The 26,570-nt window shown below is 65.1% G+C and carries 26 protein-coding genes and 2 tRNA genes; 13 read left to right on the top strand and 15 right to left on the bottom strand.

The window, feature by feature from the left end; translation table 11 throughout:
- Window positions 1-17 precede the first annotated feature (17 nt).
- On the bottom strand, window positions 18-1,268 hold the full coding sequence (locus IV113_RS01465; RefSeq protein WP_291080101.1) for a DEAD/DEAH box helicase: 1,251 nt from the start codon (window positions 1,266-1,268) through the stop codon (window positions 18-20).
- A gap of 76 nt (window positions 1,269-1,344) precedes the next feature.
- Between IV113_RS01465 and IV113_RS01460 the strand changes: the two genes are divergently transcribed.
- Entirely contained in the window at window positions 1,345-1,707 is a 363-nt protein-coding gene (locus IV113_RS01460; RefSeq protein ID WP_291080100.1) for a translation initiation factor Sui1, read from the top strand.
- Between the two features lie 21 nt (window positions 1,708-1,728).
- On the opposite strand, the gene IV113_RS01455 is transcribed toward IV113_RS01460, so the two are convergent.
- From IV113_RS01455 to mfd, 8 genes are all read right to left on the bottom strand, one after another.
- Window positions 1,729-1,878 carry a lmo0937 family membrane protein gene (locus IV113_RS01455; protein WP_291080098.1) on the bottom strand — a complete coding sequence of 50 codons (150 nt, stop codon included), beginning with the start codon at window positions 1,876-1,878 and terminating at the stop codon, window positions 1,729-1,731.
- A gap of 16 nt (window positions 1,879-1,894) precedes the next feature.
- Complete coding sequence (locus tag IV113_RS01450; protein WP_291080096.1) at window positions 1,895-2,260, bottom strand: hypothetical protein; 366 nt, start codon at window positions 2,258-2,260, stop codon at window positions 1,895-1,897.
- A complete protein-coding gene (locus tag IV113_RS01445) occupies window positions 2,257-2,640 on the bottom strand; it encodes a hypothetical protein (protein WP_291080094.1) in 384 nt (127 codons plus the stop codon). Before IV113_RS01445 ends, IV113_RS01450 begins: the two co-directional genes overlap by 4 nt.
- An 18-nt stretch (window positions 2,641-2,658) precedes the next feature.
- Window positions 2,659-3,033, bottom strand: a complete 375-nt coding sequence (locus IV113_RS01440) for a hypothetical protein (RefSeq protein WP_291080092.1) — start codon at window positions 3,031-3,033, stop codon at window positions 2,659-2,661.
- Window positions 3,034-3,092: 59 nt separating this feature from the next.
- Window positions 3,093-3,317 carry a glycine zipper 2TM domain-containing protein gene (locus IV113_RS01435; RefSeq protein ID WP_056277876.1) on the bottom strand — a complete coding sequence of 75 codons (225 nt, stop codon included), beginning with the start codon at window positions 3,315-3,317 and terminating at the stop codon, window positions 3,093-3,095.
- A 45-nt stretch (window positions 3,318-3,362) separates the two neighbouring features.
- On the bottom strand, window positions 3,363-3,680 hold the full coding sequence (locus tag IV113_RS01430; protein WP_291080090.1) for a BON domain-containing protein: 318 nt from the start codon (window positions 3,678-3,680) through the stop codon (window positions 3,363-3,365).
- A gap of 160 nt (window positions 3,681-3,840) precedes the next feature.
- Entirely contained in the window at window positions 3,841-4,566 is a 726-nt protein-coding gene (gene serB / locus IV113_RS01425; protein WP_291080088.1) for a phosphoserine phosphatase SerB, read from the bottom strand.
- A 53-nt stretch (window positions 4,567-4,619) separates the two neighbouring features.
- Window positions 4,620-8,159: a transcription-repair coupling factor gene (mfd, locus tag IV113_RS01420; RefSeq protein ID WP_291080086.1), complete on the bottom strand. Its 3,540-nt coding sequence runs from the start codon at window positions 8,157-8,159 to the stop codon at window positions 4,620-4,622.
- Window positions 8,160-8,299: 140 nt separating this feature from the next.
- Between mfd and ispD the strand changes: the two genes are divergently transcribed.
- Both ispD and ispF read left to right on the top strand, forming a co-directional pair.
- Entirely contained in the window at window positions 8,300-9,034 is a 735-nt protein-coding gene (gene ispD, locus IV113_RS01415; protein WP_291080084.1) for a 2-C-methyl-D-erythritol 4-phosphate cytidylyltransferase, read from the top strand.
- Window positions 9,031-9,534, top strand: coding sequence for a 2-C-methyl-D-erythritol 2,4-cyclodiphosphate synthase (gene ispF, locus IV113_RS01410; RefSeq protein WP_291080082.1), 504 nt, complete (start codon window positions 9,031-9,033; stop codon window positions 9,532-9,534). The genes ispD and ispF overlap by 4 nt, the downstream gene beginning before the upstream one ends.
- Before the next feature lie 13 nt (window positions 9,535-9,547).
- Here ispF and IV113_RS01405 read toward each other — a convergent pair whose 3' ends face one another.
- Together IV113_RS01405 and ompR are read right to left on the bottom strand one after the other, a co-directional pair.
- Window positions 9,548-10,951 carry an ATP-binding protein gene (locus IV113_RS01405; RefSeq protein WP_291080080.1) on the bottom strand — a complete coding sequence of 468 codons (1,404 nt, stop codon included), beginning with the start codon at window positions 10,949-10,951 and terminating at the stop codon, window positions 9,548-9,550.
- Window positions 10,951-11,682 carry a two-component system response regulator OmpR gene (ompR, locus tag IV113_RS01400; RefSeq protein ID WP_291080078.1) on the bottom strand — a complete coding sequence of 244 codons (732 nt, stop codon included), beginning with the start codon at window positions 11,680-11,682 and terminating at the stop codon, window positions 10,951-10,953. Before ompR ends, IV113_RS01405 begins: the two co-directional genes overlap by 1 nt.
- A gap of 169 nt (window positions 11,683-11,851) precedes the next feature.
- Here ompR and IV113_RS01395 point away from each other — a divergent pair, with 169 nt between their 5' ends.
- Together IV113_RS01395 and IV113_RS01390 are read left to right on the top strand one after the other, a co-directional pair.
- The gene (locus tag IV113_RS01395; RefSeq protein WP_291080076.1) at window positions 11,852-12,145 is read left to right on the top strand and encodes a hypothetical protein; all 294 of its coding nucleotides are present in this window, start codon (window positions 11,852-11,854) and stop codon (window positions 12,143-12,145) included.
- Window positions 12,146-12,213: 68 nt separating this feature from the next.
- Complete coding sequence (locus IV113_RS01390) at window positions 12,214-12,879, top strand: SIMPL domain-containing protein (RefSeq protein WP_291080074.1); 666 nt, start codon at window positions 12,214-12,216, stop codon at window positions 12,877-12,879.
- A 57-nt stretch (window positions 12,880-12,936) separates the two neighbouring features.
- Here the strand turns inward: IV113_RS01390 and IV113_RS01385 are convergent, their stop codons facing one another.
- Window positions 12,937-13,707 carry a 3-hydroxybutyrate dehydrogenase gene (locus IV113_RS01385; protein WP_291080072.1) on the bottom strand — a complete coding sequence of 257 codons (771 nt, stop codon included), beginning with the start codon at window positions 13,705-13,707 and terminating at the stop codon, window positions 12,937-12,939.
- An 87-nt stretch (window positions 13,708-13,794) separates the two neighbouring features.
- On the opposite strand from IV113_RS01385, the gene IV113_RS01380 reads away from it, so the two are divergent.
- The 5 genes from IV113_RS01380 (at window position 13,795) to rimO (ending at window position 19,380) form a co-directional block, all read left to right on the top strand.
- On the top strand, window positions 13,795-14,715 hold the full coding sequence (locus IV113_RS01380) for an alpha/beta hydrolase (RefSeq protein ID WP_291080070.1): 921 nt from the start codon (window positions 13,795-13,797) through the stop codon (window positions 14,713-14,715).
- 13 nt (window positions 14,716-14,728) lie between these two features.
- Window positions 14,729-17,029 (top strand): bifunctional (p)ppGpp synthetase/guanosine-3',5'-bis(diphosphate) 3'-pyrophosphohydrolase, encoded by a 2,301-nt coding sequence (locus IV113_RS01375; RefSeq protein WP_291080068.1) that lies wholly within the window; start codon window positions 14,729-14,731, stop codon window positions 17,027-17,029.
- A gap of 48 nt (window positions 17,030-17,077) precedes the next feature.
- Window positions 17,078-17,154: transfer RNA gene (locus tag IV113_RS01370), tRNA-Val, on the top strand.
- Window positions 17,155-17,367: 213 nt separating this feature from the next.
- The gene (gene phaR / locus IV113_RS01365; protein ID WP_291080066.1) at window positions 17,368-17,904 is read left to right on the top strand and encodes a polyhydroxyalkanoate synthesis repressor PhaR; all 537 of its coding nucleotides are present in this window, start codon (window positions 17,368-17,370) and stop codon (window positions 17,902-17,904) included.
- A gap of 90 nt (window positions 17,905-17,994) precedes the next feature.
- A complete protein-coding gene (gene rimO / locus IV113_RS01360; protein ID WP_291080064.1) occupies window positions 17,995-19,380 on the top strand; it encodes a 30S ribosomal protein S12 methylthiotransferase RimO in 1,386 nt (461 codons plus the stop codon).
- 169 nt (window positions 19,381-19,549) lie between these two features.
- Here rimO and IV113_RS01355 read toward each other — a convergent pair.
- A tRNA-Leu gene (locus IV113_RS01355) sits at window positions 19,550-19,634 on the bottom strand.
- Window positions 19,635-19,668: 34 nt separating this feature from the next.
- Between IV113_RS01355 and rnr the strand changes: the two genes are divergently transcribed.
- The 3 genes from rnr to IV113_RS01340 all read left to right on the top strand — a co-directional run bounded on the left by rnr (window position 19,669) and on the right by IV113_RS01340 (window position 23,547).
- Window positions 19,669-21,966, top strand: a complete 2,298-nt coding sequence (gene rnr, locus IV113_RS01350; protein ID WP_291080062.1) for a ribonuclease R — start codon at window positions 19,669-19,671, stop codon at window positions 21,964-21,966.
- Window positions 21,967-22,090: 124 nt separating this feature from the next.
- A complete protein-coding gene (locus IV113_RS01345; protein WP_291080060.1) occupies window positions 22,091-22,945 on the top strand; it encodes a gamma-glutamyl-gamma-aminobutyrate hydrolase family protein in 855 nt (284 codons plus the stop codon).
- Between the two features lie 50 nt (window positions 22,946-22,995).
- A complete protein-coding gene (locus tag IV113_RS01340; protein ID WP_291080058.1) occupies window positions 22,996-23,547 on the top strand; it encodes a YggT family protein in 552 nt (183 codons plus the stop codon).
- Window positions 23,548-23,561: 14 nt separating this feature from the next.
- Here the strand turns inward: IV113_RS01340 and IV113_RS01335 are convergent, their stop codons facing one another.
- Entirely contained in the window at window positions 23,562-25,148 is a 1,587-nt protein-coding gene (locus tag IV113_RS01335; protein WP_291080056.1) for an NAD(P)H-hydrate dehydratase, read from the bottom strand.
- Window positions 25,149-25,163: 15 nt separating this feature from the next.
- Complete coding sequence (locus tag IV113_RS01330; RefSeq protein WP_291080054.1) at window positions 25,164-26,456, bottom strand: FAD-dependent oxidoreductase; 1,293 nt, start codon at window positions 26,454-26,456, stop codon at window positions 25,164-25,166.
- Window positions 26,457-26,570 lie beyond the last annotated feature (114 nt).

Raw genomic sequence — 26,570 nt, 5'->3', positions numbered from 1 at the left:
GGGCGTGGGACCTCGATTTACGGCTTGGACCGCTCGGGCGCAGCGCCCAGTGCAGCTGCGCGCAACTTGTCCTTCTTGCTGGGGCGTTTGCCTTTGACACCGCCGCCAGCCTCGCTCACCGGTGCCACCTCGGAGGGCTCCAGCCCGGGCACCACTTCCAACGGCAAGCTCAGCCCCTGGCGTTTTTCGATCAAGCGCCAATGCGCCTCGGTGGCCGGGGTGACAAAGCTCACCGCCAGGCCGCTGGCGCCCGCGCGACCGGTGCGGCCGATGCGGTGCACATAGTCCACGGCAGAGCGGGGCAGGTCGTAGTTCACCACCACCGGCAACTGGCTGATGTCGATGCCGCGCGCGGCCAGGTCGGTGGTCACCACCACGTCCCAGCGCTTTTCCTTGAATTCGTCCAGTGCTTGCTTGCGCGCGCCCTGGCTCAGACCACCATGGAACGAGGTGGCGTACAGATCTCCCTGATGCAACTTGGAGGCCACGCGCTCCGCCAGGTACTGCGTGGCCACGAACACCAGCACACGCTGCCAGCCCTGAGTCTTGATGAGCTGGCGCAGCAACTGCGTGCGGCGCGTGCTGTCGACCAGAAAGGCCTGCTGAAGGATCACCGCTTCTTCGACTTCAACGCCGGGCACGTCGATGCGCTGCGGCTCGCGCAGCAGGGTGCTGGCCAGTTCCTGTACGGCGGGCGGGAAGGTGGCCGAGAAAAAGAGGTTCTGGCGCACGGGGGGCAGCAGCGCCAGCACGCGGGCGAGTTCGTCGGCAAAGCCGAGGTCGAGCAGGCGATCGGCTTCGTCGAGCACCAGCAGTTCCACACCGGCGAGTTTCAGAGCGTTGTGCTCGACCAGATCGAGCAGACGCCCCGGTGTGGCCACCACCACATCGGCGCCGCCGCGCAGGGCCAGCATCTGCGGATTGATGGAGACGCCGCCGAACACCACGGCCGTCTTGGTCTTGGTGGGCAGGTGTTGCGCCAGGCTGCGCACGACTTCGCCCACCTGCGCCGCCAGCTCGCGCGTGGGCACCAGCACGAGTGCGCGCACGCGCCGGGGTGTGCGCGCGGGGTCGGCCAACAGTCGCTGAAGCAGCGGCAGCACATAAGCGGCGGTCTTGCCGGAGCCGGTCTGCGCCGTGGCGAGCACGTCACCACCGCTGAGCACGGCAGGAACCGCCGCTTGCTGAATGGGGGTGGGGGCGGTGAAGCCGAGTTCGACCGCGGCTTGGGCGAGGGCGGGCGCGAGGCCCAGAGCGTGGAATGGCATGGCGTTGGAATGTTTCGACCCAGTGTACCGGGATGGTGCGCGTGCAAGCGGTTGGAGCGCGCTACGATCCAGCCCCATGAAAAGCAAGCTCTCCACCAGCGGTCTGGTTTATTCCACCGAAGCGGGCCGCATGTGCCTGGCGTGCCGCCAGCCGGTGGCGCAATGTGTGTGCAAGCAGGCCCAGGCTGCGCCCGCGGGCGACGGTGTGGTGCGCGTGTCGCGCGAGACCAAGGGGCGCGGCGGCAAGGCTGTCACCCTGGTGAGGGGGGTGGCCATGGAAGCGCAGGATTTGGCCGCCTTGGGCAAGCAGCTCAAAGCAGCGTGTGGATCGGGCGGCACCGTGAAAGACGGCGTGATCGAGATCCAGGGCGATCACGTCGAGAAGGTGATGGCCGCGCTCCAGGCGCGAGGTCACACCGTCAAACGCGCGGGTGGCTGAGACGCTCCCAGCCCCGCGGCGTCAGAAAGGTTTGCGTCCGCTGATCACGCGCAGCAGCACCATGACGACGGCGATCACCAGCAGCACATGGACGAAGCCGCCCAGGGTGGTTGAGGTGACCAGGCCGAGCAGCCAGAGGACGAGCAGCACGACGGCAATGGTGTAAAGCATGATGATTCCTTGTTTCTTATTTCAATCGAGCAGGGGGACGCTTGCGGAACTGGGTCCACCAGGCCAATGCGCCGATCACCGTGACGGTGGCCACGGTGAGCAGCGGCCGACGGCGCAGCAGGCCCAGGCCCGTGCCCAGCGCCAGCACACGGGCTGTGGATGATTGCGTCGCACGCGGCTTCATCCACCATCTCGTGAGAGCCCCAAAGGCCAGGCTGGCCAGCGGATGATTGCCGATGCTCCGGACCCACGGCAGCGCCGAGAACTGGCCCAGACCGCTGTGCGAAAAAGCTTCGCGACGCGAGTGATCGGTGTCCAACCACAACATCATCTGGGCTCGACTGCGTGCCAGCCGCTGCTGGGCAGATTCAGCGTGGTTCATGGCGATGTGGTTCTGCGCAACATGGCGGCATCTTGATCAAGCTGCTCGCGCAGTGTGGCAAAAGCGGGTTGCGCGTTATCGCTGCTGGACGCCCACAGCGCCAGCGCACCGAGCACCGCCGGCACCAGCGGGACGAACCACAACAACCAAGGCTGCTGCATCGACACCGCTGGCAACGAAGCCCACAACAACAGGGCCACGCCGCCGAGAATGGCTGCCACCATCAAGCCCAGCAGCCCGACGATCTGCCAGGTGATGCGCCGTTTGAAGTGCGCACCGCTCTCGGCCAGTTCTTCGGCCAACAGGCCGACATAGCCCGCGGCGTGTTCCGCCAGCAGTTGCGGTTGTGACGCCGCGAGGCGGAACACGGGGTGGAGCATGGACGTTTGCGCCCGCGATCAGCGGCCGGAGTGGTGGTTGCGGCTGAACAGTGCCACGAGCGCCATCAGCCCAGCGCCGACAGCTGCGGCCATGAGTATCGACTTCATGGGTTCGTGCTGGATGTAGGTGGTGGCCGCATCTTTGGCGTGCAGCGATTTTTCACGCAGCTGGTCAGCACCGCCACGCACCTTGTCGATGCCACGGTGCAGCAGCGCGTCCGAATCGGAGGCCAACTGGCGCAGGGCTTGTCCGGTTTCCGAGCGCGCATGCTCCAGTCCGTTGGACATTTCATGCAGGCCTTGGCCGATGCCGTTGCGGGCTGAATGGGCGGCACGTTCCGCGGTTTGCGCCGCGTCGTGAGCCAAAGTGGAGAGATCGTCAGACTTGATCATGAGCGTCTTTCATAAGGGTTGAACAATGGATCCGAAGCCGGCGCTGGCCGGCTTGTGGATCACTTCTTGGTATCGACCTGATTGCCGATCAGGCCCCCGATGGCAGCACCTCCCAGGGTGCCCATCGTGCTGCCGCCGGTGAGGACGGCGCCGCCCACCGCACCAGCACCCGCACCAATGGCGGTGTTCTGGTCTTGGCGCGACATGCCGCTGCAGGCGGTGAGGCCGGCGAGCAAGGCGATGGAAGCTGCGATCGTCATTGAGCGCGATGCAATGGATTTCATGGTGATCTCCTTTGGCGTTGACTGTAAAAAAAGAGCGGCTGCGGCTTACTTCAGACGCATGTCGTTCTTGACCGACTTCACGCCCGAGACGCCTTGAGTCACGGCCACGGCACGCTGGATATCGGCTTGCGAATTCACGAAGCCGCTGAGCTGCACGGCGCCCTTGAAGGTCTCGACGTTGATTTCCGCCGATTTGAGAGAAGCGTCATTGAAGATCGCGGCCTTCACCTTGCCGGTGATGGCGGTGTCGTCGATGTACTGACCGGTACTAGACTGCTTGGAGGTGGAGGAGCACCCAGCCAAAGTCATGACGGAAGCGGCCACGGCGAGCATGACGATGGGGAAAAATTGACGTGTTTTCATGGAGTGTTCCTTGGAGTGGTTGAGACGCGTGGCCCAACATGCTTGCAAGGTCATCGCATGGTGCGGGGCATCAAGCCCCACCGCCAATGTGCAGACTCTAAAAAGAGATTTGCATGTCGTCTGTGCGCTGTCGCACCTTCATGCAAAGGGCAACGACGCTTCAGCGAAGGACGTTGAGCAGACGGTCGAGTCCGCCTTCGTTGATGGACACCATCGCCTGCGCGCGCACCGCGGGCTTGGCGTGGTACGCCACCGAAAGACCCGCCACGCTCATCATGGGCAGGTCGTTGGCGCCGTCGCCCATGGCGATGCACTGTGCAGGCTCGATGCCCAGCAGCGAGGCCACTTCAAGCAGGGTGCGGCGCTTCTCGGCGCCGTCGCAAATGTCGCCCCAGGGTTGGTCGACCATGCGGCCGGTGAGCTGGCCGCAGTTGGGACCGCTTTCCACTTCGAGCACGTTGGCGCGCGTGAAGTCGATGCCCAGACGCTCGCGCACGCGTTCGCTGAAGAAGGTGAAGCCGCCCGAGACCAGCAGCACTTTCAGACCCGCGGCCTTGCAGGCGGTGATGAGCTCGGCCGCGCCGGGGTTGATGCGCAGGCGCTCGGTGTAGACCTGCTCCATGTCGGCGATGGTGACGCCGCGCAGCAGTGCCACGCGCTGGCGCAGGCTGTCCTTGTAGTCGGTGATCTCGCCGCGCATGGCCGCCTCGGTGATCGCGGCCACCTCGGCCTTCTTGCCCACGGCGTCGGCAATCTCGTCCACGCACTCGATGCTGATGAGCGTGGAGTCCATGTCGAAGGCGATCAGCTTGAAGTCGCTGAGCTTGAGTGGCGGCGTGAAGCCTTGAACGGTGAGGCCGGAGGCGAATTCGGTGGCGGTGGTCATGGGTTGGCGGGGGCTTCGACAGGCTCAGCCCGAACGGGGTGGGTGGAGTGCCTTCAGGCAGTGACGGGTTGTTGGATGGGTTGACCAAGCGATCGCAGCACGTCGCGCACCAGCTGCACGCGGTCTTTCACCTCGGGCAGAGCGCGCTCGATGCGCAGCTTCTCGTTGCCAGCGAGTTTGATGTGGCGGTTCTTCTGGATCAGCTCGATGATGCGCATCGAGTCGAACGGTGGATTGGGGCGGAAGGTGATCTGCACCACCCCTGGTGCGGCGTCGACCTTGACCACACCGTAAGGAGCGCTCAGCACGCGCAGGCGGTGCACGTCGACCAGCGTCTGCGCCTGGGGTGGCAGTTTGCCGAAGCGGTCCACGATTTCTTCCAGCAGACCGTCCACCTGGTCGGTGGTCTGCGCGGTGGCGAGCTTCTTGTAGAACGACAGGCGCAGGTGCACATCGCCGCAGTAGTCGCTGGGCAGCAAGGCCGGTGCGTGCAGGTTGATGTCGGTGGTGACCGAGAGGGGAGAGAGCAGGTCGGGTTCTCGGCCGGCCTTGAGCGAGCGCACGGCTTCGCTGAGCATCTCGTTGTAGAGCTGGAAACCGACTTCCAGCATGTTGCCGCTCTGGTTCTCGCCCAGCACCTCGCCCGCACCGCGGATCTCCAGGTCGTGCATGGCCAGGTAAAAGCCGCTGCCGAGTTCTTCCATCTGCTGGATCGCGTCCAGCCGCTGCGCAGCCTGTTTGGTGAGGCCCTCGATGTCGGGGACCATGAGGTAGGCGTAGGCCTGGTGGTGGCTGCGGCCCACGCGCCCGCGCAGCTGGTGCAATTGCGCCAGGCCGAACTTGTCGGCGCGCGCCATCACGATTGTGTTGGCCGTGGGCACGTCGATGCCGGTCTCGATGATGGTGGAGCACAGCAGCACGTTGAAGCGCTGCGCCACGAAGTCGCGCATCACGCGTTCCAGTTCGCGCTCGGGCATCTGGCCGTGGGCAATCGCAATGCGCGCCTCGGGCAGCAGCTCTTCGAGCTTCTGCCGGCGGTTCTCGATCGTGTCGACCTCGTTGTGCAGGAAGTACACCTGCCCGCCGCGCTTGAGTTCGCGCAGCACGGCTTCGCGGATCACGCCGTTGCCCTCGTTGCGCACGAAGGTCTTGATGGCCAGGCGGCGCTGCGGCGCGGTGGCGATCACCGACAGGTCGCGCAGGCCTTCGAGTGCCATACCCAGCGTGCGTGGGATCGGTGTGGCGGTGAGCGTGAGCACGTCGACCTCGGCGCGCAGCGCCTTCATCTGCTCCTTGTGGCGCACGCCGAAACGGTGTTCCTCATCGATGATGAGCAGGCCCAGGTCCTTGAACTTCACGCTTTCGCTCAGCAGCTTGTGCGTGCCGACCACGATGTCCACCGAACCATCGGCCAGGCCCTTGGCCGCCAAGGTGATTTCCTTGGCGGAGCGGAAGCGGCTCATCTCGGCGATCTTCACCGGCCACTTGGCGAAGCGGTCCACCAGCGTCTGGTAGTGCTGCTCGGCGAGCAGCGTGGTGGGCGCCAGCAGGGCCACCTGGCGCCCACCGGTCACGGCCACGAAGGCCGCGCGCAGCGCGACCTCGGTCTTGCCGAAGCCCACGTCGCCACACACCAGCCGGTCCATCGGGCGCGGGCTGATCATGTCCTGGATGACGGCGTGGATGGCCGCGCGCTGGTCGGCGGTTTCCTCGAAACCGAAGTCGTTGGCGAACACCTCGTAGTCCTGCGCCGAGTAGCGGAAGGCGTGGCCCTGGCGCGCGGCTCGGCGGGCGTAGATGTTGAGCAGTTCGGCTGCGGCGTCGCGCACCTGCTCGGCTGCCTTGCGCTTGGCTTTCTCCCATTGACCGCTGCCCAGGCGGTGCAAGGGCGCTTCGTCGGCGCCCACGCCGGTGTAGCGGCCGATCAGTTGCAGCTGGCTCACCGGCACGTAGAGCACGGCCTTGTCGGCGTACTCCAGGTGCAGGAACTCCATCAGCGCTGGCGTGCCGTCTGCGTTCTTCTCGCCCATGTCCAGGTTGATCAGGCCGCGGTAGCGCCCGATGCCGTGGGCGATGTGCACCACCGGATCGCCCAGGTTGAGCTCGGAGAGGTCCTTGATCAGTGCGTCGACGTCGCTGACCTGTTCCTGCTTCTTGCGCCTGCGCGTGGTGGGACTCGCGGCAAACAGCTCGGTCTCGGTGACGAAGTCGATGCCGTCTTCCAGCCAAGAAAAACCCGTGGCCAGTGCGGCGGTGGCGATGCCGAGCTTCTCGCTGCTGGTCTGGAACTCCAGCAAGGAGTCGAAGGCCGGAGGGTTGACGCCGCTCGCGCGCAGAAAGTCGAGCAGGCTCTCGCGCCGGCCATCGCTTTCGGCCAGCAACAGCACACGCTGCGCCGTGTTGCGGATGTGGCCTTGCAGGCGGGACAGCGGGTCTTCGGCACCACGCACCACGGAGAGGTCTGGCAATCCGTTGAATTGCACAAACGCCGTTCGGGCTGAGCCTGTCGAAGCCTCTGGCTCCCGATCGCCCTGAGCCTGTCGAAGGGCAAGCTCAGGGCGAACGGATTTGATGGCGAGCTGCGCGTGCTCGTTGGCCCGCGCATAGAACTGCTCCACGCCCAGGAACAGCGACTCGGGTGGCAACACCGGGCGCTCCGGGTCGCCGTGCACCAGGCGGTAGCGGTCTTTCGTGTCCTGCCAGAAGCGCTGGAACGCGGGCTCCAGGTCACCGTGCAGCACCACCGTGGCGTCCGCACCGAGGTAGTCGAACACGGTGGCGGTGTCGTCGAAGAACAGCGGCAGGTAGTACTCGATACCGGCGGTGGCCACGCCGTTGCCCATGTCCTTGTAGATGCGGCTCTTGGTCGGGTCCCCATCGAGCAGTTCGCGCCAGCGGCTGCGGAATTTCGCGCGCGCCGCGTCGTCCATGGGAAATTCGCGCCCGGGCAGCAGCCGCACCTCGGGCACCGGGTACAGGCTGCGCTGGCTGTCGGGGTCAAAGGTGCGGATGCTGTCGATCTCGTCGTCGAACAGGTCCACGCGGTAGGGCACGGGGCTGCCCATGGGGAAGAGATCGATCAGGCCACCGCGCACCGCGTATTCGCCCGGGCTCACCACCTGCGTCACATGCTGGTAACCCGCCAGCGTGAGCTGGCTCTTCAGACGCGCCTCGTCCAGCTTTTGCTTGACCTTGAACTGGAAGGTGTAGCCGGCGAGAAACGCTGGCGGCGCCACGCGGTAGAGCGCGGTGGTCGCGGGCACCAGGACCACGTCGGCGCCGGTCTCCTTGTCGCGCTGCGAGATGCGCCAGAGGGTGGCCAGCCGTTCGCTGATCAGATCCTGGTGTGGCGAGAAGGTGTCGTAGGGCAGGGTTTCCCAGTCGGGGAAGAGGGCGCAGCGCAGCTCGGGTGCGAAGAACGCCATCTCGTCGATGAGGCGCTGCGCGTCGTTGGCGTCCGACGTGATGATGGCCGTGAGCCGGCCCGCGGCCTTGTCGCGCGCGGCCAGCTTCGCCAGCAACAGCGCGTCGGCCGAGCCGCCCGGGTGGGGCAGGGTGAAGCGTTTGCCGGGGGTGAGTTTGGGCAGGTCCATGAAGGGCAGTGTTCGGCGCGCTGTGCAAGGCGGTTGGCTGATGGGCGATCGGGGCATGTGCCCCGGACCGTCCATGACGAACACCCCCGGCTCGGGAGAGCAGGGGGTGTGTGAGCCGTGATTTTAGAATGCAGCCACCCATGCCTGATGCCGCCCGCGAATTGACCCCCCACACTTCTACCGAGGCCGGCATCCGTTGCCACGCCTTGTTGCCGTGCGCCGGTACCGGCTCGCGTGCCGGCACCGAGGTCCCCAAGCAATACCAGCCCATCCTTGAGTTGCCGATGGTCTTGCACACGTTGGCGGCGTTGCGGGCGGTGGCCCGGCTGGAACGGCTCGTGGTGGTGGCGGCGCCTGGTGACGCGTTCTGGACCACGGGCTATCCCGGCGTCACCGCGCTGCGCTGTGGTGGCAGCTCTCGCGCTGAAAGTGTGTTCAACGGCTTGCAGGCCATGCTGGACCAGGGCACGAACCCGCAAGACTGGGTGCTGGTGCATGACGCCGCGCGTTGCCTGGTCACGGCGCCCATGGTCGATGCGCTGATCGATGCCTGTCTGCACGACCCGGTGGGTGGACTGCTGGCCATTCCTTTACCCGACACGCTCAAGGCCGAGACCGATGGGCGTGTGACGACCACGGTGGATCGCGCGGGCAAGTGGCTCGCGCAAACGCCGCAGATGTTTCGCCTGGGGACGTTGCATGCGGCGCTGGCCGCCACCGCCTCACAAGGCTTTGCCGGCGTGACCGACGAAGCCAGCGCCATGGAGATGGCCGGCCACCGTCCGCTGCTGGTTCAGGGCAGTTCCCGCAATTTCAAGATCACCTACCCCGATGACTTCGCACTGGCCGAAGCCATCTTCAGGAGCCGCGCATGAACACCCCGATCCCGGCTCCGACATGGCGCATCGGCGAGGGCTGGGACGTGCATGCGCTCGTGCCCGGTCGCAAACTCATCATCGGTGGCGTGCACATTCCGCACAGCCAGGGCCTGCTGGGCCATTCCGATGCCGACGTGCTGCTGCACGCCATCACCGACGCCTTGCTGGGTGCGGCGGCGCTCGGCGACATCGGCCGCCACTTTCCCGACACCGACGAGCGTTTCAAAGGTGCGGATTCGAGCGAGCTGCTGAACGAGGCCGCGCGACGCGTGCGCGAGGCGGGTTTCGAAATCGGCAACGTGGACAGCACCGTGATCGCGCAGGCGCCCAAGCTGGCGCCGCACATCCCGGGCATGGTGGAGGGCATCGCCCGCGCGCTGGGCGTGTCGCTCGGTCAGGTCAACGTGAAGGCCAAGACCGCCGAGAAGATCGGTCCGGTGGGGCAGGGCCTCTCCATCGAAGCGCGGGCCGTGGCCATGCTCTTTGCGCGGGCCTGAGCCCTGGGCGGGATCAGGCGGGAGCGCGCTGCAGCTTCAAGTGGGCCGAGAGGCCGCCCGTGCTGCTGTTGGCCAGCGCAAAGCGCCCACCCATGCGGGCAATGGCGCGGTCGACAATGGCCAGACCCAGGCCGGTGCCGGTGGCCGAGGTCCGTGAGACGTCGCCCCGGAAGAACGGCTGGGTCAGCTGCTCCAGGATTTCCGGGTCCACGCCTTGTCCGTGGTCGCGCAGCTTGATCAAAACCCAATCGTCCTTGGGCTTGGCGGCAATGTCCACGCGCGCCACGCCGGTGTGGGGGTCACGGCCGTAGCGGCAGGCGTTTTCCAGCAGATTGGCAAACACGCGCTGCAGCTCCACCGCATCCCCCATCACCACGGTCTCTGGCGGGATGCTGGTGGTGAACACGTTGCGTTCGTCATCGCCCAGCGCGAACACCGCCGCATCGACGACTTGGTTCAGGCTCACCCGGTCGGGTTTGATGTGATCGGGGCGGGCGTAGTCGAGGAACTTGTCGATGATCGAATTGACCTGCTCGATGTCGGCCGCCATGTGCTCCCGGGCGATGGGGTCGGCCACGCTCATCTCGGTTTCCAGCCTCAGCCGGGACAGCGGTGTGCGCAGGTCGTGCGAGATGCCGGCGAGCATGAGCGCGCGGTCCTGCTCGATCTTGGACAGGCGCTGCGCCATGCGGTTGAAGCCGATATTGACCTCGCGGATTTCGCTGGTGGCCACGGTTTCGTTGAGCTGGCTGGCGTTGAAGTCGCCCTCTCGCACGCGGCTGGCCGCAAACGACAGCTTCTTCAGCGGCCGGTTGATCAAACGGGCGATGAGCGCCGCACCGGTGAGCGAGAGCAGAGCAGCCGTGCCCAGCCAGATCAACCAGGTGGTGCCTGCCACTGGGCCGATGCGCGACGGGTCGGTGAGCAGCCAGTAGGGGTCGCCGTCGATGTTGAAACCAATCCAGAGACCCGGTGTGCCGTTGACTTCACGCGCCACCAAGGTGCCAGGCCCCAGGCGCCCGCTCAGGCGCTCAGCCACGTTGCGGCTGAGCACATCGGTGTTGTAGAGGCGGAAGGTGTCGTTGGGCTCGCGCGGCGCGATGCGCAGGCCTTCTTCGTCGGCCAAGGTCTTGATCAGCGAGACCCGTGCGATCGAATCCGAGTGCACCAGGGCCGCGCGGCTCAGGTTGACCAGCGAGGCAAGCTGGTTGGCGCTCTGCAGGGCGCGGGGCTCGTACTCGAGCGCTCTGAAAGTCTGCAGCCAAGCCACGATGCAGCCCACCAGCAACACGGCCAGAAAGAAGAAGGTGCGCCAGAACAGGCTGAAACCTCGGCTGGGCCTCAGTTCCAGCGGAGCAGGTGCGGTCTCCAGTGAAGTGGGATGGGTTTCAAAAGGAACCCGCGACTCCTCCGACATCAGGCGTTGCCGTCCGGCACGAAGACATAGCCCACGCCCCACACCGTCTGCAGGTAACGCGGCGAAGCCGCGTCTTCCTCGATCAGCTTGCGCAGGCGAGAGACCTGCACGTCCAGGCTGCGGTCAAACGGCTCGAACTCGCGCCCGCGGGCCAGTTGCGCCAGTTTCTCGCGCGACAGCGGCTGGCGAGGGTGGCGCACCAGCGCCTTGAGCATGGCGAACTCGCCGGTGGTCAGTGGCAGGTCGGAGCCTTCCTTGCGCAGGGTGCGCAGGCTCAGGTCGAACTCGAAGGGGCCAAAGTTCACGACTTCCTGGTCCTGAGACGGCGCGCCGGGCACTTCGGTGGGGGGGCGGCGGCGCAGCACGGCGTGGATGCGGGCCAGCAGTTCACGCGGATTGAATGGCTTGCCCAGGTAGTCGTCGGCACCGACTTCCAGGCCGACGATGCGGTCGACGTCTTCGCTCTTGGCGGTGAGCATGATGATCGGCGTGCGGTCGCCGTTGGCACGCAGGCGGCGGCAGATGGACAGGCCATCTTCGCCCGGCATCATGAGATCGAGCACGACCAGATCCACCGAATCGCGCTGCAGAACCCGGTTGAGCGACTTGCCGTCTTCGGCCAGCATGACCTCAAATCCCTCCTGCATGAGGTAGCGGCGCAGCAGGTCGCGGATGCGGACGTCGTCGTCGACCACGAGGATCTTGTTGGGGCGTGCGTTGTTTTGTGGCATGTAGGCAACTTCCTGAATATGTAACAAACGCGATTGTGGCAGCGCCAAGTGCTTGTCAACACTGGATTTTTATTTTTCTGACATGCTGTTACAGATGTTGCCCGTGCGGTCGAACCGTTCATGACACGCACATCACACAATGACTGGATTGACGATACTTGAGCGGACCATGAAAACGTATTTGCCCTTGGGCTTGATCATGTTGACACTGGGAACGGCGCATGCCGCACCCGGGGATCAGCGCGCACATCCGATGCCCACCAACGCATCGGTGATGGTCTTGCCCATTTCGGTGGATGACGGGGAGCCTCGCAACGTGTTGCGTCTGCGCGATGTGCTGCGGCAGCCCTACGACGACATGGAGGACAACGCCAAGCCTTACCGCTTGTCCGTTGAAGAGCGTCACCGACTGCGCGAACAGCTGCGTGGCCAGTCGCCGCATGAAAACAAATTCAAACCATGACCTTGTCAGCCCAACGCACCGTTCAACTTCCTCGTTTCCGCACTCTCGTTCTCTCCTCCCTCATCGCCATGGGCTCCCTGGCAAACGCCCAGGGAGTGCAGCCGCCACCTCTCAACGTCGTCAACCTCTCGGCCAGCGGCTTCCTCGAAGCTCCGCAAGACTGGCTGAGCATGAGCCTGAGCACCACGCGCGAAGGACCCGATGCGGTCACCGTGCAGAACCAGCTCAAGGCGGCCCTCGAAGCAGCTCTGGCGGTGGCCCGCGCCAGCGCCCAGCCCCAGCAGCTCGAAGTGCGCACCGGCCAGTTCAGCCTGTACCCGCGATACACCGACAAGGGCAAGATCAGCGGCTGGCAGGGCAGCACCGAGCTGGTGCTCGAAGGGCGCGACTTCGCCCGTATCAGCACCACCGCCGGCAAGATCCAGACGCTCACCATGAGCAACATGGGCTTCTCGCTCTCACGCGAAGCGCGGCTGAAGCTGGAGTCGGACGTGCAGGCGATGGCCATCGAGCGTTTCAAGTCGAAGGCTGGCGAGGTGGCCAAGGGTTTTGGCTTCGCCGGCTACAACCTGCGCGAAGTGGCAGTGAGCTCGGCCGACCAGGAAGGCCGCCCGTTCCAGCCGCGCGCCATGGCCATGGAAGCCAAGGCCGCCATGTCGGACGCGGCCGTGCCGGTGGAGCCGGGCAAGTCCACGGTCAACGTGACGGTGTCGGGCTCGGTCCAACTGCGCTGAGCTTGCGCCCAGACAAAGGCCCGCTTCGTGCGGGCCTTTTTTGTTGAGGATCAGCGCTTATTGCGCCACCCAGCCGCCGTCCATGTTCCAGGCCACGCCGCGCACGTTGTTGCCTGCGGGTGAACAGAAAAACACCGCCAGATCGCCCAGCTCTTCGGGAGTGGTGAACTGCATCGACGGCTCTTTTTCGCCCAGCAACTGCTTCTTGGCGTCTTCGTTGGAGATGCCCTGCGCGGCGGCTTTGGCGTCCACCTGTTTCTGCACGAGGGGCGTGAGCACCCAGCCCGGGCAGATCGCGTTGCAGGTCACGCCGGACGTGGCGTTCTCCAGCGCGGTGACCTTGGTCAGGCCGACGATGCCGTGTTTGGCCGCCACATAGGCCGACTTTTCGGCTGAACCCACCAGCCCGTGAACCGAGGCCACGTTGATGATGCGGCCCCAGTTGGCCTTCTGCATCGCTGGCAGGGCGAGGCGGCTGGCGTGGAAGGCGCTCGTGAGGTTGATGGCGATGATCGCGTCCCAGCGATCGACCGGGAAGTCTTCAATGCGCGCCACGTGCTGGATGCCGGCGTTGTTCACGAGGATGTCGACCTGCCCGAAGGTCGCGGCGGCAAAAGCCATCATGGCTTCGATCTCGGCGGCCTTGCTCATGTCTGCGCCGTGGTAGGCCACCTTCGCACCCAGCGCTGCGATCTCGGCCTTGGGGCCTTCGGCATCACCGAACCCGTTGAGCACGATGTTGGCACCCTGGCGCGCCAGGGCCTTGGCGATGCCCAGGCCGATGCCGCTGGTGGAGCCGGTGACGAGGGCGGTTTTGTTGGCAAGCATGTGAAATCCCCACTTCCATTACGATTGATTGAACGGTGCCCGGTTCATTATCACGGACACATCTCGCCTCTCCATCTCCTCGCACCAATGCAAGCACCCCAACTCCAACATCTCACCGTGGGCGGCGTGCCCGCTGCGACGGGTGCACCCCGCCGTCTGGCTTACTGGGACTGGTCTTGCCAGGTCGCTGATCACCGCAGTGTCGTGGTCTGTGTGCACGGCCTCTCGCGTCAAGGCCTGGACTTCGACACCCTGGCCCAGACCTTGCGCCAGCGCTCACGGGTGATCGCGGTGGACGTGGCCGGTCGTGGCCACAGCGATAGGCTGGCCGACCCCATGGGATACCAGATTCCCACCTACGCAGCTGACATGGCTGCTCTGATCACGTACCTGCGCGCCGACGCGCCCGACCTTCAGATCGACTGGGTGGGCACCAGCATGGGCGGCCTCATCGGCATGGCAATGGCAGCCCAGCCGCAGATGGCGCTGCGCCGACTGGTGCTCAACGATGTGGGGCCGGTGATTCAGTGGGAAGCACTGCTGCGCATCGGCACCTACCTCGGACTCAACCCGTCGTTCGACAGTGAACAGGCAGCAGTGGCTTACCTGGCCACCATTTCGGCTGGCTTCGGTCCCCACACGCCCGAGCAGTGGCAGGCGCTTTCGCGTCCGCTTCTGCGCGAGCGAGATGGACGCTGGTGGTTGCACTACGACCCCGCGATTGCGGTGCCGTTCAAGGCCATGACGGCCACGGCCGACGAGGCGAGCGCACAGCGGATCGTGCAGGCGGGTGAGGCGGCCCTCTGGGGGCTGTACGACGCGATCCAGGTGCCCACGTTGCTGCTTCGGGGCGCGCAGTCCGACCTGCTCACGCCCGAGACGGCGCTGCAGATGACGCAGCGTGGACCCAAGGCCACGCTGGTCACCTTCGATGGTGTGGGTCACGCGCCCACGCTGGTGGCCGACGACCAGGTGGCCGTGGTGCGGGATTTCCTGTGGTCGAGCTGATGGGGCAACCGGCATGAAGCGCACTCCATCCCCGGGACACGCCGAAGCGTCCGAGACGCCTTCTGCCGTGCCGTCGGCGATCGTGGCGGCCACCGCTGCGAGCCTGCCGCACCAGGCGCAGGCCTTGCAGCGAGCGCGGGCCTTTGCCGAACCCCTGCTGTCCCACGAGGAACTCGACACCGGCGAGAACATCCTCGCGCACGCCGATGCCGTGGCCAATGTGCTGTCCGACATCGGTGGCTCCGAGGCCATGCAGGCCGCGGCCTACCTGGTCTATGCCTGCCAGTACCTGAACCGGCCTCAGGAAGTGATCACCAAGGCCTTCGGCGAAAACTTCGCCGCGCTGGCACTGGAGACCACCAAGCTCGTGCAACTGCAGCGCCAGGCGCGCATCAAGACCGCCGAGGTGCAGGCGAAAAAAGAAGAGGAACGTCTGGCAGCGCTGGACCCGGCGGTGGCTGCCCCGAACAAGGGGCCCGTGTCGGAGCTGGCGGCCAGCCAGACCGAGAACGTGCGCAAGATGCTGCTGGCGTTCTCGCGCGACCTGCGCGTGGTCATGCTGCGCCTGGCCTCCCGTCTGCAGACCTTGCGCTACTTCGCCGCCAGCAAGAGCGATCCAGGGCAGGCCCTCGCCAGCGAGTCCCTGCATGTGTTCGCGCCCCTGGCCAACCGGTTGGGCATCTGGCAGATCAAGTGGGAAATGGAAGACCTGGCGTTCCGTTTCCTGGAGCCGCAGACCTACAAGGAAGTGGCCCGCCTGCTCGACGAGAAGCGCGCCGAGCGCGAAGCTCATGTGGAGCAAGTGCGTCAACAACTTGAAAACGATCTGCAGCAACAAGGCGTATCGGCCTCGGTGCAAGGTCGACCCAAGCACATCTACAGCATCGTCAAGAAGATGCGCGGCAAGTCGCTCGACTTTGATCAGGTGTTCGACATCCGCGCGCTGCGCGTGATCGTGCCGCAGGTGGGCGACAGCTATGCCGTGCTGGCGCATGTGCATGCCCATTTCGTGCCGGTGGCTGACGAGTTTGATGACTACATTGCCAAGCCAAAACCCAATGGCTACCAGTCGTTGCACACCGTGGTGCGCGACGCTCAGGGCAGGGCGTTCGAGATCCAGATTCGCACGCAGGCGATGCACGACCACGCCGAGCACGGTGTGGCCGCGCACTGGGCCTACAAGGAAGCCGGGTCCAAGGGTTATGCGGGTGTGTCGGCCAGTTCCGACTACGACGCCAAGATCGCCGTGCTGCGCCAGTTGCTGGCCTGGGAGCGGGACCTCAGCGGGGCGGCTCAGGGCCTGTTTGATGACCGCATCTACGTGCTCACGCCGGACGCAGCCATCGTCGAGCTACCCCGGGGTGCCACCGCGGTGGACTTCGCCTACACCGTGCACACCAACCTGGGTCATCGCTGCCGCGGCGCCCGTGTTGACGGAGCCATGGTCACGCTCAACACGCCGCTGCAGAACGGCCAGACCGTGGAGATCACGGCGGCCAGGGAAGGTGGCCCTTCGCGTGACTGGCTCAATGGTGAGCTGGGGTATCTTGTCAGCCACCGTGCCAAGAGCAAGGTGAGGGCCTGGTTCAACGCGCAAGCCATGGAAGAGACCGTGGCGCGCGGGCGTGAGGCGGTGGAAAAACTGCTGCAGCGCGAAGGCAAGACCGCGCTGAAGCTCGACGATCTCGCCATCGCCATGGGCCTGGCGTCGGCGCAGGAACTGTTTGAGCAGGTGGGCAAGGACGAGTTGTCGCTGCGCGCCATCGAACTGCATTTGCGCCCGCCCGAAGTGGCCGCACCGGACGAAATGCCCGTGTGGCTCAAGAAGCCGCGCAAGAACTCCGGCGCATCGGCCGGTGGCGTGCTCGTCGTGGGCGTGGACTCGCTCATGACGCAGCTGGCCAAGTGCTGCAAACCGGCACCACCCGACGAGATCGGTGGGTTCGTCACCCGCGGCAAGGGCGTGAGCATCCACCGCGTCGACTGCACCGATTTCGCGCACCTCCAGCGCAAGAGCCCGGACCGCGTGATCGAGGTGCAGTGGAGCGGCCAGACCGGTGCCGGTCGGGACGGTCAGGCAGCGGTTTACCCGGTGGATGTGGGGATCGAGGCGCAGGACCGGCAGGGCTTGCTGCGCGACATCTCGGACGTGTTCGCCCGCGAGAAGATGAACGTCATCGGCGTGCAGACCCAGTCGGTGCGTGGAGTGGCCTGGATGACGTTCACCATCGAAGTGGCCGACGCGCGCCAGGTCGCCAGGGCCATGGCGGTGGTGGGTGACGTGCCGGGCGTGCGCGTGGTTCGTCGGCGCTGAAAAACGGTCTCGGAGTGCTGCTATACTTCGCAGCTTCGAATCGTTTGTAGGCGCGTAGCTCAGCTGGTTAGAGCACCACCTTGACATGGTGGGGGTCGTTGGTTCGAGTCCAATCGCGCCTACCAAACTTTTCCGGATGCCAGGCATCCAGCAACCAAGCCCGACCCCGAGTCGGGCTTTTTTGTGGCCTGTTCTGATTGTTCTCCTGAAAAGCGCGGAGATCGTTAGCATGCACAGGGAAAACCCATGCTGCGGGGGCGTTCAAGCGTTTCTAGAATGCCCCATGAACCCCCGACCGTATCCGGCGGTTCATTCCCTTCTTCCAGAAAGATCCATCAGTGCAAAAAAACAAGGCCGAGAGTGGCAGCCAGCCCGCTGTGCGCGTCATCAAGAAGTACCCGAATCGGCGTCTTTACGACACCGATACTTCGTCGTACATCACGCTGGCCGAAGTCAAGACGCTGGTGATGGACAACGAGCTCTTCGTGGTGCGCGACGCCAAGACCAACGATGACCTCACGCGCAGCATCCTGCTGCAGATCATCCTGGAAGAGGAAACTGCCGGCGTGCCCATCTTCACCGAGCAGGTGCTGGCCAACATCATTCGCTTCTACGGGCACGCCATGCAGGACTTCATGGGTGCTTACCTGGAGAAGAACGTGCAGATCTTCATGGACCTGCAGCACAAGATGACCGAGCAGTCCAGCGGTGTGAATCCCGAGGCCTGGAAGCAGTTCATGAACGTGCAGTCGCCCATGATGCAGGGCATGATGGGCACCTACCTGGAGCAGTCGCGCAGCGCGTTCACCCAGATGCAGGAGCAGATGCAGAAGAACAGCGAGCAGATGCTGGCAGCACTCGGGCTCAAACGCTGAAGCATGTCCCCCACGCTCCGCCGCCGCGCTGGTCGGCGCCGGATCATCCATTTCTCTGCGGCGTTGCAGCAGGTCTGAGACAATCGGGGCATGTCTGAAACGCTTGTCCCGGTCGCCAACGCGGCCCCCAAAGTCGGTTTTGTCAGCCTGGGTTGCCCCAAGGCGCTCACTGACTCCGAACTCATCCTCACGCAACTCAGCGCCGAGGGCTACCAAACTTCCAAGACCTTCGCCGGCGCAGATCTGGTGATCGTCAACACCTGCGGCTTCATCGACGACGCCGTGCGTGAAAGCCTGGACACCATTGGTGAAGCCCTGGCCGAGAACGGCAAGGTCATCGTCACGGGTTGCCTGGGCGCGCGCGAAGGCGAGGGCGGCGGCAACCTGGTGCGCCAGATGCACCCCAGCGTGCTCGCCGTGACCGGCCCGCACGCCACGCACGAGGTGATGACCGCGGTGCACCAGCACCTGCCCAAGCCGCACGACCCCTTTGTGGATCTGGTGCCACCGCAGGGCATCAAGCTCACGCCGCGCCACTACGCCTACCTGAAGATCAGCGAGGGCTGCAACCACCGGTGCACCTTCTGCATCATTCCCTCCATGCGCGGCGATCTGGTGAGTCGCCCCATTGGAGACGTGCTGACAGAAGCGCGCAAGCTGTTCGAATCCGGTGTGAAAGAGTTGCTGGTGGTGAGCCAGGACACCTCGGCGTATGGCGTGGACGTGAAGTACCGCACCGGCTTCTGGGACGGCAAACCGGTGAAAACGCGCATGTTCGACCTCGTGCGCTCGCTGGGCGAGTTGGCCAAAGGCTATGGCGCCTGGGTTCGCTTGCACTACGTCTATCCGTATCCGCACGTGGACGAAATCATTCCGCTCATGGCCGAAGGTCTGTGCTTGCCGTACCTCGACGTGCCGCTGCAGCACAGCCACCCCGACGTGCTGCGCCGCATGAAGCGGCCGGCCAGTGGTGAAAGGAATCTCGAGCGCATCGCGCGCTGGCGCGAGCTGTGCCCGGAGATCGTTGTGCGCAGCACCTTCATCGCTGGTTTCCCCGGCGAGACGGAGGCCGAGTTCGATCACTTGTTGGACTTCCTTCGCGAAGCGCGCATCGACCGAGCGGGTTGCTTTGCCTACTCGCCCGTTCCCGGTGCCGCGGCCAATGCATTGCCTGATGCCGTGCCCGATGCCTTGCGTGAAGAGCGCCGGGCGCGCTTCATGGCGGTGGCTGAAGCCGTGTCGGCCGACAAGCTGCAACAGCGCGTTGGCGCGACCATGCAGGTGCTGGTGGATTCGGCGCCCGGCATGGGCAAGAAGGGGGGCATTGGCCGCAGTTATGCGGATGCGCCCGAGATCGACGGATTGGTGCGTTTGCTCCCGCCAGAGAAGATCAGCAAGACTTTGAAGGTGGGTGAATTCACCAAGGCGCGGGTTGTCGCAGCGCAGGGACACGACCTGTTGGCGGTCCCGATTTGATGGTGAAAGCCGGCCTCTTGGTCGCCCCAAGCAGTGCCGCAGCTGTCCAGCAACGCATGCTCCGAATTTCGGAGCATGCGATCAACGTGTCAACAGGCGGTTGTGCGCTTGTTTGCGTTGAGACAAAAGAAAAGGGCTTGCAAACATCACGTTTGCAAGCCCTTATGATTGGTGCCCAGGAGAGGACTCGAACCTCCACGCCTCTCAGCGCTAGTACCTGAAACTAGTGCGTCTACCAATTCCGCCACCTGGGCATTTCAGGAAAAACGAAATTATAGCAGAGAAAAAGTGAACGAAAAAAACAGCCTGTTGGCCGAATATGAAGGTGTCGTCTCCGGTCATCGGGACGGCCATGGTTTTGTGATCCGCGACGATGGTCAGGCCGATATCTATCTGCCCTCCAACGAGATGCGGGCCGTACTTCACAAGGACCGGGTCAAGGCCCGTGTCGTGCGCCTCGACCGCAAAGGTCGCCCCGAAGGACGCGTGACGGAAATCGTCGAACGTTCCGATTCCCCCATCATCGGCCGCCTGCTCCAGGAGAGCGGTGTGTGGTTGGTGGCGCCCGAAGACAAGCGCTATGGGCAGGACGTGTTGATTCCCAAGGGCGCCACCGGTTCGGCCAAGCCGGGCCAGGTGGTGGTGGTGCAACTCACCGAGCCACCTGCGCTGTACGGGCAGCCGGTGGGTCGTGTGAAGGAAGTACTTGGAGAGATCGACGACCCCGGCATGGAGATCGAGATTGCGGTGCGCAAGTACGGTGTGCCACACGAGTTCTCGGATGCTGCCATGGCGCAGGCCCGTGCACTGCCTGACCACGTGCGCGCAGTCGATCACAAGGACCGTGTTGATCTGCGTGATGTGCCCTTGGTCACCATCGACGGCGAAGACGCGCGTGACTTCGACGATGCCGTGTATTGCGAGCCGGCCAAGGTGGGCAAGGGCAAAGGCTGGCGTTTGCTGGTCGCCATCGCCGATGTGAGCAACTATGTGCAGACCGGCTCGGCCATCGACATCGACGCCTACGACCGCGCAACCTCGGTGTACTTTCCGCGCCGCGTGATCCCCATGCTGCCGGAGAAGCTCTCCAACGGTCTCTGTTCGCTGAACCCCGGCGTGGAGCGCCTCTGCATGGTGTGTGACATGCTGGTCAACGCCAAGGGCGAAGTCCACGCCTATCAGTTTTACCCAGCGGTGATGTTCAGCCACGCACGCTTCACCTATACCGAGGTGGCGGCCATCCTGCAGAACACGCGAGGTCCCGAGGCGAGCCAACGCAAGGCGCTCGTGCCTTACCTGCTCAATCTTCACGACGTGTACCGCGCGCTCCTTGCCGCGCGTGGCGAGCGCGGTGCGGTGGATTTCGAGACCACCGAGACGCAGATCGTCTGCGACGAGTCGGGGCGCATCGAAAAGATCATTCCGCGCACCCGCAACGACGCCCACAAGGTGATTGAAGAAGCGATGCTGGCGGCCAACGTCTGCTCGGCCGACTTCATCAGCGAAGGCAAGCACACCGGCCTGTTCCGTGTGCACGAAGGCCCCACGCCCGAGAAGCAGGAAATCCTGCGCAATTACCTCAAGGCCATGGGCGTGTCGCAAACCATTGGCGACAATCCCAAGCCCGCCGATTTCCAGAAGATCGCGGCCGCCACCAAGGACCGGCCCGAATCGCAGCAGATCCACACCATGCTGCTGCGATCCATGCAGCAGGCCATTTACACACCGATCAACAGCGGCCACTTCGGCCTGGCCTTCGAGGCCTACACGCACTTCACCAGTCCTATCCGCCGCTACCCCGATTTGCTGGTGCACCGCGTGATCAAGGCGATCCTGGCGCGCAAGCGCTATGAGTTGCCCGCGCTGCCCACACCGGGTGAGGCCCATGCCAAGCTGAGCAAACGCCTGGCCAGTCGAGCCAAGCCGTTGGCGGTGGGCGAGGTGGTGAAAAAACCGTCGGTCGATACGTTGGCCTGGCAGGCTGCCGGCCTGCACTGCAGCGCCAACGAGCGCCGCGCCGACGAGGCCAGCCGCGATGTGGAGGCCTGGCTCAAGTGCAAGTACATGCGCGAGCATCTGGGGGAGGAGTTCAGCGGTGTTGTCAGCTCGGTCACCAGCTTCGGACTGTTCGTCACGCTCGATGCCATGTACGTTGAAGGCTTGGTGCACATCACCGAGCTCGGTGGTGAGTACTTCCGCTTTGACGAAGCGCGGCAGGAATTGCGCGGCGAACGAACGGGCATTCGTTATGCCCTGGGCACGCGCGTGCAGGTGCAGGTGAGCCGGGTGGACCTGGATGGTCGTCGCATCGACTTCCGCCTTGTCAGTGGCGACGACGACCTGGTGCTGCGTGCCATGCGCGACAAGACGGGTCAAGCAGGGCCTGCAGACGGGACCGCCGGAGCCGGGCGCGGCAAACCCCATCGGGGTCGCGGCTCCGATGTCGCGCCCTCGGGCCGTCAGGAGCGTGCGCCACGCGCACCGGCGATGGAAGTCAAGGCGGCGGTGAAGAAGGCCGCAGGCAAGAAGTCGGACCGAGGTGGCGCGCGCAGCACCGCCAATCAGCCCCGCAAGAGTCGTCGTTGAAGGGCCGCACACCGTGAGCACTGCGCCAAAGAAGACCGCTTCCAAGTCGGCTGCATTGGAAGCCCCATCGACCAGTCGCGTCCGATCGCGGCCGGTGAAGGCAGCGCTGCCCAAGGTGCCTCCGATGTCCGCCGAGCGTCCGCTGCGCATTGGCGTGTCGGCCCGACTGCTGTACCACGTGCCCTCGGAGCTGGGTTTCCGCAACAAGAACCTGCAGTACATCGAGCAGTCGCTGGCGCACTGGATCATGGAGCACGGGGCCATTGCGTTCATGGTCCCCGCCGTCGCGCACGACAGCAAGCATGCTGCGCGCCACCTCAAAGTGGAGCATGTGGTGCAGGAACTCGACGCACTGGTGTTGCAGGGCGGGGCCGATGTGGCGCCTCAGACCTACGGGCAGACGCCGATCGACCCGCGCTGGCACGGCGACGTGGTGCGCGACAAATACGAACTGGCCTTGCTCAGGACCTTTCTGGCACAGAAGAAGCCGGTGCTGGGCGTGTGCCGCGGTGCGCAGCTGCTCAATGTGGCGTTCGGCGGCACGTTGTACCAGGACATTCCCACCCAGTGTCCGGCGGCTCATTCCCATGTGGACACCGATCTGTACGACCAGCTCGAACACGATGTCACCTTTCTGCAAGGCACGGCGTTGACCAAGCTGTACCCCAATGCGTCTCAGTTGCGTGTGACCAGCATCCACCACCAAGCTGTGGCCGAACTCGGCAAGGGCATGGTGGTGGAGGCCGTGTCGACGCTGGACGGCATGGTGGAGGCGATTCGCTGGACCGGCGACGCCTACGCCCGAGGTGTCCAGTGGCATCCGGAGTTCCATCACGGTCGGCACGCGCTGGCCGACAGCTCGCCGATCATGCTGGACTTCCTGGAGGCATCTCGCGCTGCCGCCATGGAGCGCTTGGCCGCGGGCCGCGAGCCCGACCCACGCGTGCCTCGTCCGCCATTGCGGTTGGCAGGCGCCTGAACTTCGCATCGGCTTGCCCGTTTCTCGCACTCATCACACACCAGCAACGCATGCGCATCGTTTTCTTCCTGCTCGAAACCCTGTTCTTTTTCCTGATGGCGATGGCCTTGCTGCGCGCCTGGATGAACCACCTGCGCGTGCACATGTCGGCCCAACCCGGGCGCTTTGCGATTGCCGTGACCGACTGGCTGGTCCAACCCGTGCGGCGCATCCTGCCGCGTGCGTTGGCGCAGAGCCGCATCGACTGGGGCAGCCTTCTGTCTGCCGTGCTGCTGGCGTTGGCGTATGGCGGGATCTGGCTGATGCTGGCAACCGGCGTGTCGGAGGGCTCGGCCTCGCCCGCCACGTGGGTGGTCACCATCCTGACCATGGCACTGCGCATCCTGGTGCGCACGCTGTTGCAGGGCCTGATGATCCTGTTGATCGGCTACGCCATCCTGTCGTGGGTGCAGCCGCAGTCGCCGGTGATGGTCACGCTGGATCGCCTGTGTGCGCCCCTGCTGCGCCCGATCCGCCGTGTGATTCCGCTCGTGGGCGGTGTCGACCTGTCGGCGCTGGTGCTCATCATCCTGCTGCAGGTCGGGCTGATGATCCTGGGCTGATCGCTCGTCCCGCGTCAGCCGATGGGTCTGGCGCGCAGGGCGAGCTCGCCGGCGACCAGTGATGGACGCTGCGGGGTCGACCATTCGCCGTCATTCCAGTGATCAGCCAGCCAGCCATGCTGGAACACTGCGCCGGCCACGCGATCCAGTGCTTCTTCGGGCGACGAAACCGGCCGCGCCAAGGCGCTGCCGATCATGCCCGCCAATACATCGCCGGTGCCCGCCGTGGCGAGCGCTGCGTTGCCGGTGGCGTTGATGCGGGTGGTCTCGGTCGGTGCGGCGATCACTGTGCCTGAACCCTTGAGCACACAAATGACGCCGAACTGCGAGGCGAGGGTGCGCGCGGCCCGCAGGCGATCGCTCATGACTTGGGCGGTGTCGGTTCCGAGCAATCGAGCGGCTTCCAAGGGATGCGGGGTGATCACGGTGATCCAGCCGCGCCCCTGGCGGTGGGTCAGTTGTGCTTGCAGACTGGCGTCTTGTGCGACGGCGTTGAGTGCATCGGCGTCCAGCACCAACGTGGGTGCACTGGACAAACACCGGGGCAGCATCGCCGCCACGGACGCGCCACCCCCACAACCGCAGACCACACTGGCTTGACGCAGCAGAGGGGTGTCCAGCAAGGTTTCCGGTCTGCGAAACATGAGTTCGGGGCACACAGGGTCCCAGGTGGTTTCGCTCTGCGAAGCGGCTTCCAGCAGCCCGACGAACACCCTTCCTGCGCCGGCATGCAACGCCGCTCGGGCCGCCAGCACCGCCGCGCCCGTCATGCCCGCGCCGTTCGTGGCCACGCCTTGTCCACCGATGACCACCACATCACCAAAGCTGCCTTTGTGGCTTGCGTGCGACATGGACGCCTTGGGGTCGGCATGTGCCGCACGGCCGGACAGCCAGGCCGCCAGGCGCACGTCGGCCGCAGGCATCGCACCCAGATCGTCGAACCAGACCTGGCCCGCAGCGTCTCGACCCTGCCCGGTGAACAACCCCGGTTTCAAGGTCAACAACGACAGGGTGTGGCGCGGCCCGGGCCGCATGGCGACGGCTGGGTCGTTCCCGACATGCTCTATCGCCGTCAGCACACCGGTGTCGGCGTGCAGGCCACTGGGCAGATCAACGCACAACACCGGCGCGGCGCTTGTGCGCAGCTTGGCCAGCCAGGCGGCGAGCGGTCCTCTCAGTGGACGTATGGCGCCGATGCCCAGCAGCGCGTCGATCGCGAGGTCGGCGTCGTCTGGTGGAGAGGAATGGAAAGCAACGCCCGCGGCTTGCGCGGCGACCAGTGCCTGGCGCGCGTCTGGAGGCAGACGCGCGGGGTCGGCGGCATGGGTAACCACCACCCGCAGGGCGCTGCCCGACTGCCGCGCCCACGCGTGCAGGTGCATGGCAGCCACCAGGCCATCGCCCCCGTTGTTGCCCGGGCCACAAGCCACCCAAATGCAGCGGGCATGCGGCGCCAGCGCCTGCGCGAGCCGCGCGACCGCCAAGCCCGCTCGCGCCATCAGCGCGTGGTGGGGCAGGGTGGCCTGGGCGGCTTGTTCGATGGCCCGCGTGGCCGCCGTATCAAAGAGAGGCTCAAGTCGATCGTGGGTGATGATTCGCATGGGCCCCAGTCTGGCTCAAAGTCCGTAGCGCTGGGGCGAACAGGCGGCCAGATCGATATCGGGTGTGCGGCCTTCGATGCGGTCGGCGAGTGCCCTCGCGGCACCACATGCCACGGACCACCCGACTTGTCCGTGACCCAGGTTCAACCAGATTCCGGGCAGCCGGCTCGCGCCGATCAGCGGCATTCCATCGGGCACGGTGGCTTGCACGCCGCGCCATTCCTGCACGCTGCCGGCCGGTCCGCCCAGGCGGACAGCGCCAGGAAACCAGTCGGAGAGCGCGCGGTACAAACGTTGCAGTCCGGCTTTTGACGGCGGGCCGGATTCGCGTCCCCACTCGGCTCCGCCGGCCACGCGCACGCGCTGGCCCAGGCGGGCGATGGAAATGCCGTGCCGCGCATCCAGCACCGCCGATTGCGGTGCATCCATGGGTTCGCGTACCGCGGCACTCAGCGAATGGCCGACCACCGATTGCAGCGGCAATTTCAAGCCCAACGGTGAAAGCATGCCGGCAGCGGCCACGCCGGTGCAGACCACCACCGCATCGAACCGCTGAGCCATGTTGTTCGGGGTTTCGCCGGACGGGTGGGAGGCGGTGTGGGTGAGTGTCAGGTTCACACCTGCAGTCAATTGCGGCTCGATGCGGCTGACGATGGTGTTGAACTCGAAGCGGCAGCCCATCCCCTGAGCCTGGGCGCGCAACAACACGGCGAATTCCCTGCAATTGGCCACAGCCTCCCCGCCGAGTTCAACAGCGCCGTGCAATGGCGTTTCGGTGTTGAGCGCGGGCTCCAAGGCGCGTGCCTCATCCGCCGAGAGCAACCTGGGCGTCAGCCCGAGGTCGCGCAGTTGTGCCAATGGGGTCTGGGCGACTGCTGCTTCCGACTCGCTGCGCAGCAGCACCAGCATGCCGTGGCTGCGATCGTGTTCAAACTGGTACTGATCGGTGATCGCCTGCTGGCGCTCTTGGCTGTAGCGCAGCCATCGGTGAATCTGCGCGTGGTTCGACAGCATCTGCGAACCCTGGCCGGCACGCCGCCATTGCCATAGCCAGTTCCATTCGGTCCCGCGAGGCAGGCGCGACAGCTGAAGACCTGCACCGCTGGCAGACCAGGGCCATGCGAGGCGCCGGTGGTCGTGCGTCCAAGGCCCCGTCCAGCCTGGAGCGATGAGTGCCCCATTGGCAAAGCTGGCTTCCTCGGCCACCGTGCTGCGCCGCTCGAAGACAGTGACCTCGTGGGCGTCCTGTGACAACTCGTGCGCGCAGGCAATGCCCACGACACCCGCTCCTACGATCGCGATTTTCAAACCTGACTCCCTGAAAACTGCATTCTGCCGGTGAGCGGCAGGTGCTGCTCAAAGCTCAAGGGGCTTGGCACGGTGTCAGGCATGGACGGAGGCACGCAAAGTTCCCGGGTGGCG

Origin of the sequence: Hydrogenophaga sp. (assembly GCF_018780385.1) — a bacterium.
In the GTDB taxonomy this organism is placed as follows: domain Bacteria; phylum Pseudomonadota; class Gammaproteobacteria; order Burkholderiales; family Burkholderiaceae_C; genus Hydrogenophaga.
Note: the sequence above shows the minus strand (reverse complement) of the source record. Positions and strands in the feature narration are given on the sequence as shown.

Excerpts from the sequence above, each read along its gene's own strand:
- IV113_RS01390 (WP_291080074.1), top strand. The coding sequence starts at position 12,214 with ATGGGCTCCCTGGCAAACGCCCAGGGAGTGCAGCCGCCACCTCTCAAC.
- IV113_RS01375 (WP_291080068.1), top strand. The coding sequence starts at position 14,729 with ATGAAGCGCACTCCATCCCCGGGACACGCCGAAGCGTCCGAGACGCCT.
- IV113_RS01435 (WP_056277876.1), bottom strand. The coding sequence starts at position 3,317 with ATGAAATCCATTGCATCGCGCTCAATGACGATCGCAGCTTCCATCGCC.
- IV113_RS01460 (WP_291080100.1), top strand. The coding sequence starts at position 1,345 with ATGAAAAGCAAGCTCTCCACCAGCGGTCTGGTTTATTCCACCGAAGCG.
- mfd (WP_291080086.1), bottom strand. The coding sequence starts at position 8,159 with ATGGACCTGCCCAAACTCACCCCCGGCAAACGCTTCACCCTGCCCCAC.
- rimO (WP_291080064.1), top strand. The coding sequence starts at position 17,995 with ATGTCTGAAACGCTTGTCCCGGTCGCCAACGCGGCCCCCAAAGTCGGT.
- IV113_RS01465 (WP_291080101.1), bottom strand. The coding sequence starts at position 1,268 with ATGCCATTCCACGCTCTGGGCCTCGCGCCCGCCCTCGCCCAAGCCGCG.
- IV113_RS01335 (WP_291080056.1), bottom strand. The coding sequence starts at position 25,148 with ATGCGAATCATCACCCACGATCGACTTGAGCCTCTCTTTGATACGGCG.
- ispF (WP_291080082.1), top strand. The coding sequence starts at position 9,031 with ATGAACACCCCGATCCCGGCTCCGACATGGCGCATCGGCGAGGGCTGG.
- IV113_RS01345 (WP_291080060.1), top strand. The coding sequence starts at position 22,091 with ATGTCCGCCGAGCGTCCGCTGCGCATTGGCGTGTCGGCCCGACTGCTG.
- IV113_RS01440 (WP_291080092.1), bottom strand. The coding sequence starts at position 3,033 with ATGATCAAGTCTGACGATCTCTCCACTTTGGCTCACGACGCGGCGCAA.
- IV113_RS01385 (WP_291080072.1), bottom strand. The coding sequence starts at position 13,707 with ATGCTTGCCAACAAAACCGCCCTCGTCACCGGCTCCACCAGCGGCATC.
- ispD (WP_291080084.1), top strand. The coding sequence starts at position 8,300 with ATGCCTGATGCCGCCCGCGAATTGACCCCCCACACTTCTACCGAGGCC.
- IV113_RS01405 (WP_291080080.1), bottom strand. The coding sequence starts at position 10,951 with ATGTCGGAGGAGTCGCGGGTTCCTTTTGAAACCCATCCCACTTCACTG.
- IV113_RS01340 (WP_291080058.1), top strand. The coding sequence starts at position 22,996 with ATGCGCATCGTTTTCTTCCTGCTCGAAACCCTGTTCTTTTTCCTGATG.
- IV113_RS01395 (WP_291080076.1), top strand. The coding sequence starts at position 11,852 with ATGAAAACGTATTTGCCCTTGGGCTTGATCATGTTGACACTGGGAACG.
- IV113_RS01445 (WP_291080094.1), bottom strand. The coding sequence starts at position 2,640 with ATGCTCCACCCCGTGTTCCGCCTCGCGGCGTCACAACCGCAACTGCTG.
- serB (WP_291080088.1), bottom strand. The coding sequence starts at position 4,566 with ATGACCACCGCCACCGAATTCGCCTCCGGCCTCACCGTTCAAGGCTTC.
- ompR (WP_291080078.1), bottom strand. The coding sequence starts at position 11,682 with ATGCCACAAAACAACGCACGCCCCAACAAGATCCTCGTGGTCGACGAC.
- IV113_RS01430 (WP_291080090.1), bottom strand. The coding sequence starts at position 3,680 with ATGAAAACACGTCAATTTTTCCCCATCGTCATGCTCGCCGTGGCCGCT.
- IV113_RS01450 (WP_291080096.1), bottom strand. The coding sequence starts at position 2,260 with ATGAACCACGCTGAATCTGCCCAGCAGCGGCTGGCACGCAGTCGAGCC.
- IV113_RS01455 (WP_291080098.1), bottom strand. The coding sequence starts at position 1,878 with ATGCTTTACACCATTGCCGTCGTGCTGCTCGTCCTCTGGCTGCTCGGC.
- IV113_RS01380 (WP_291080070.1), top strand. The coding sequence starts at position 13,795 with ATGCAAGCACCCCAACTCCAACATCTCACCGTGGGCGGCGTGCCCGCT.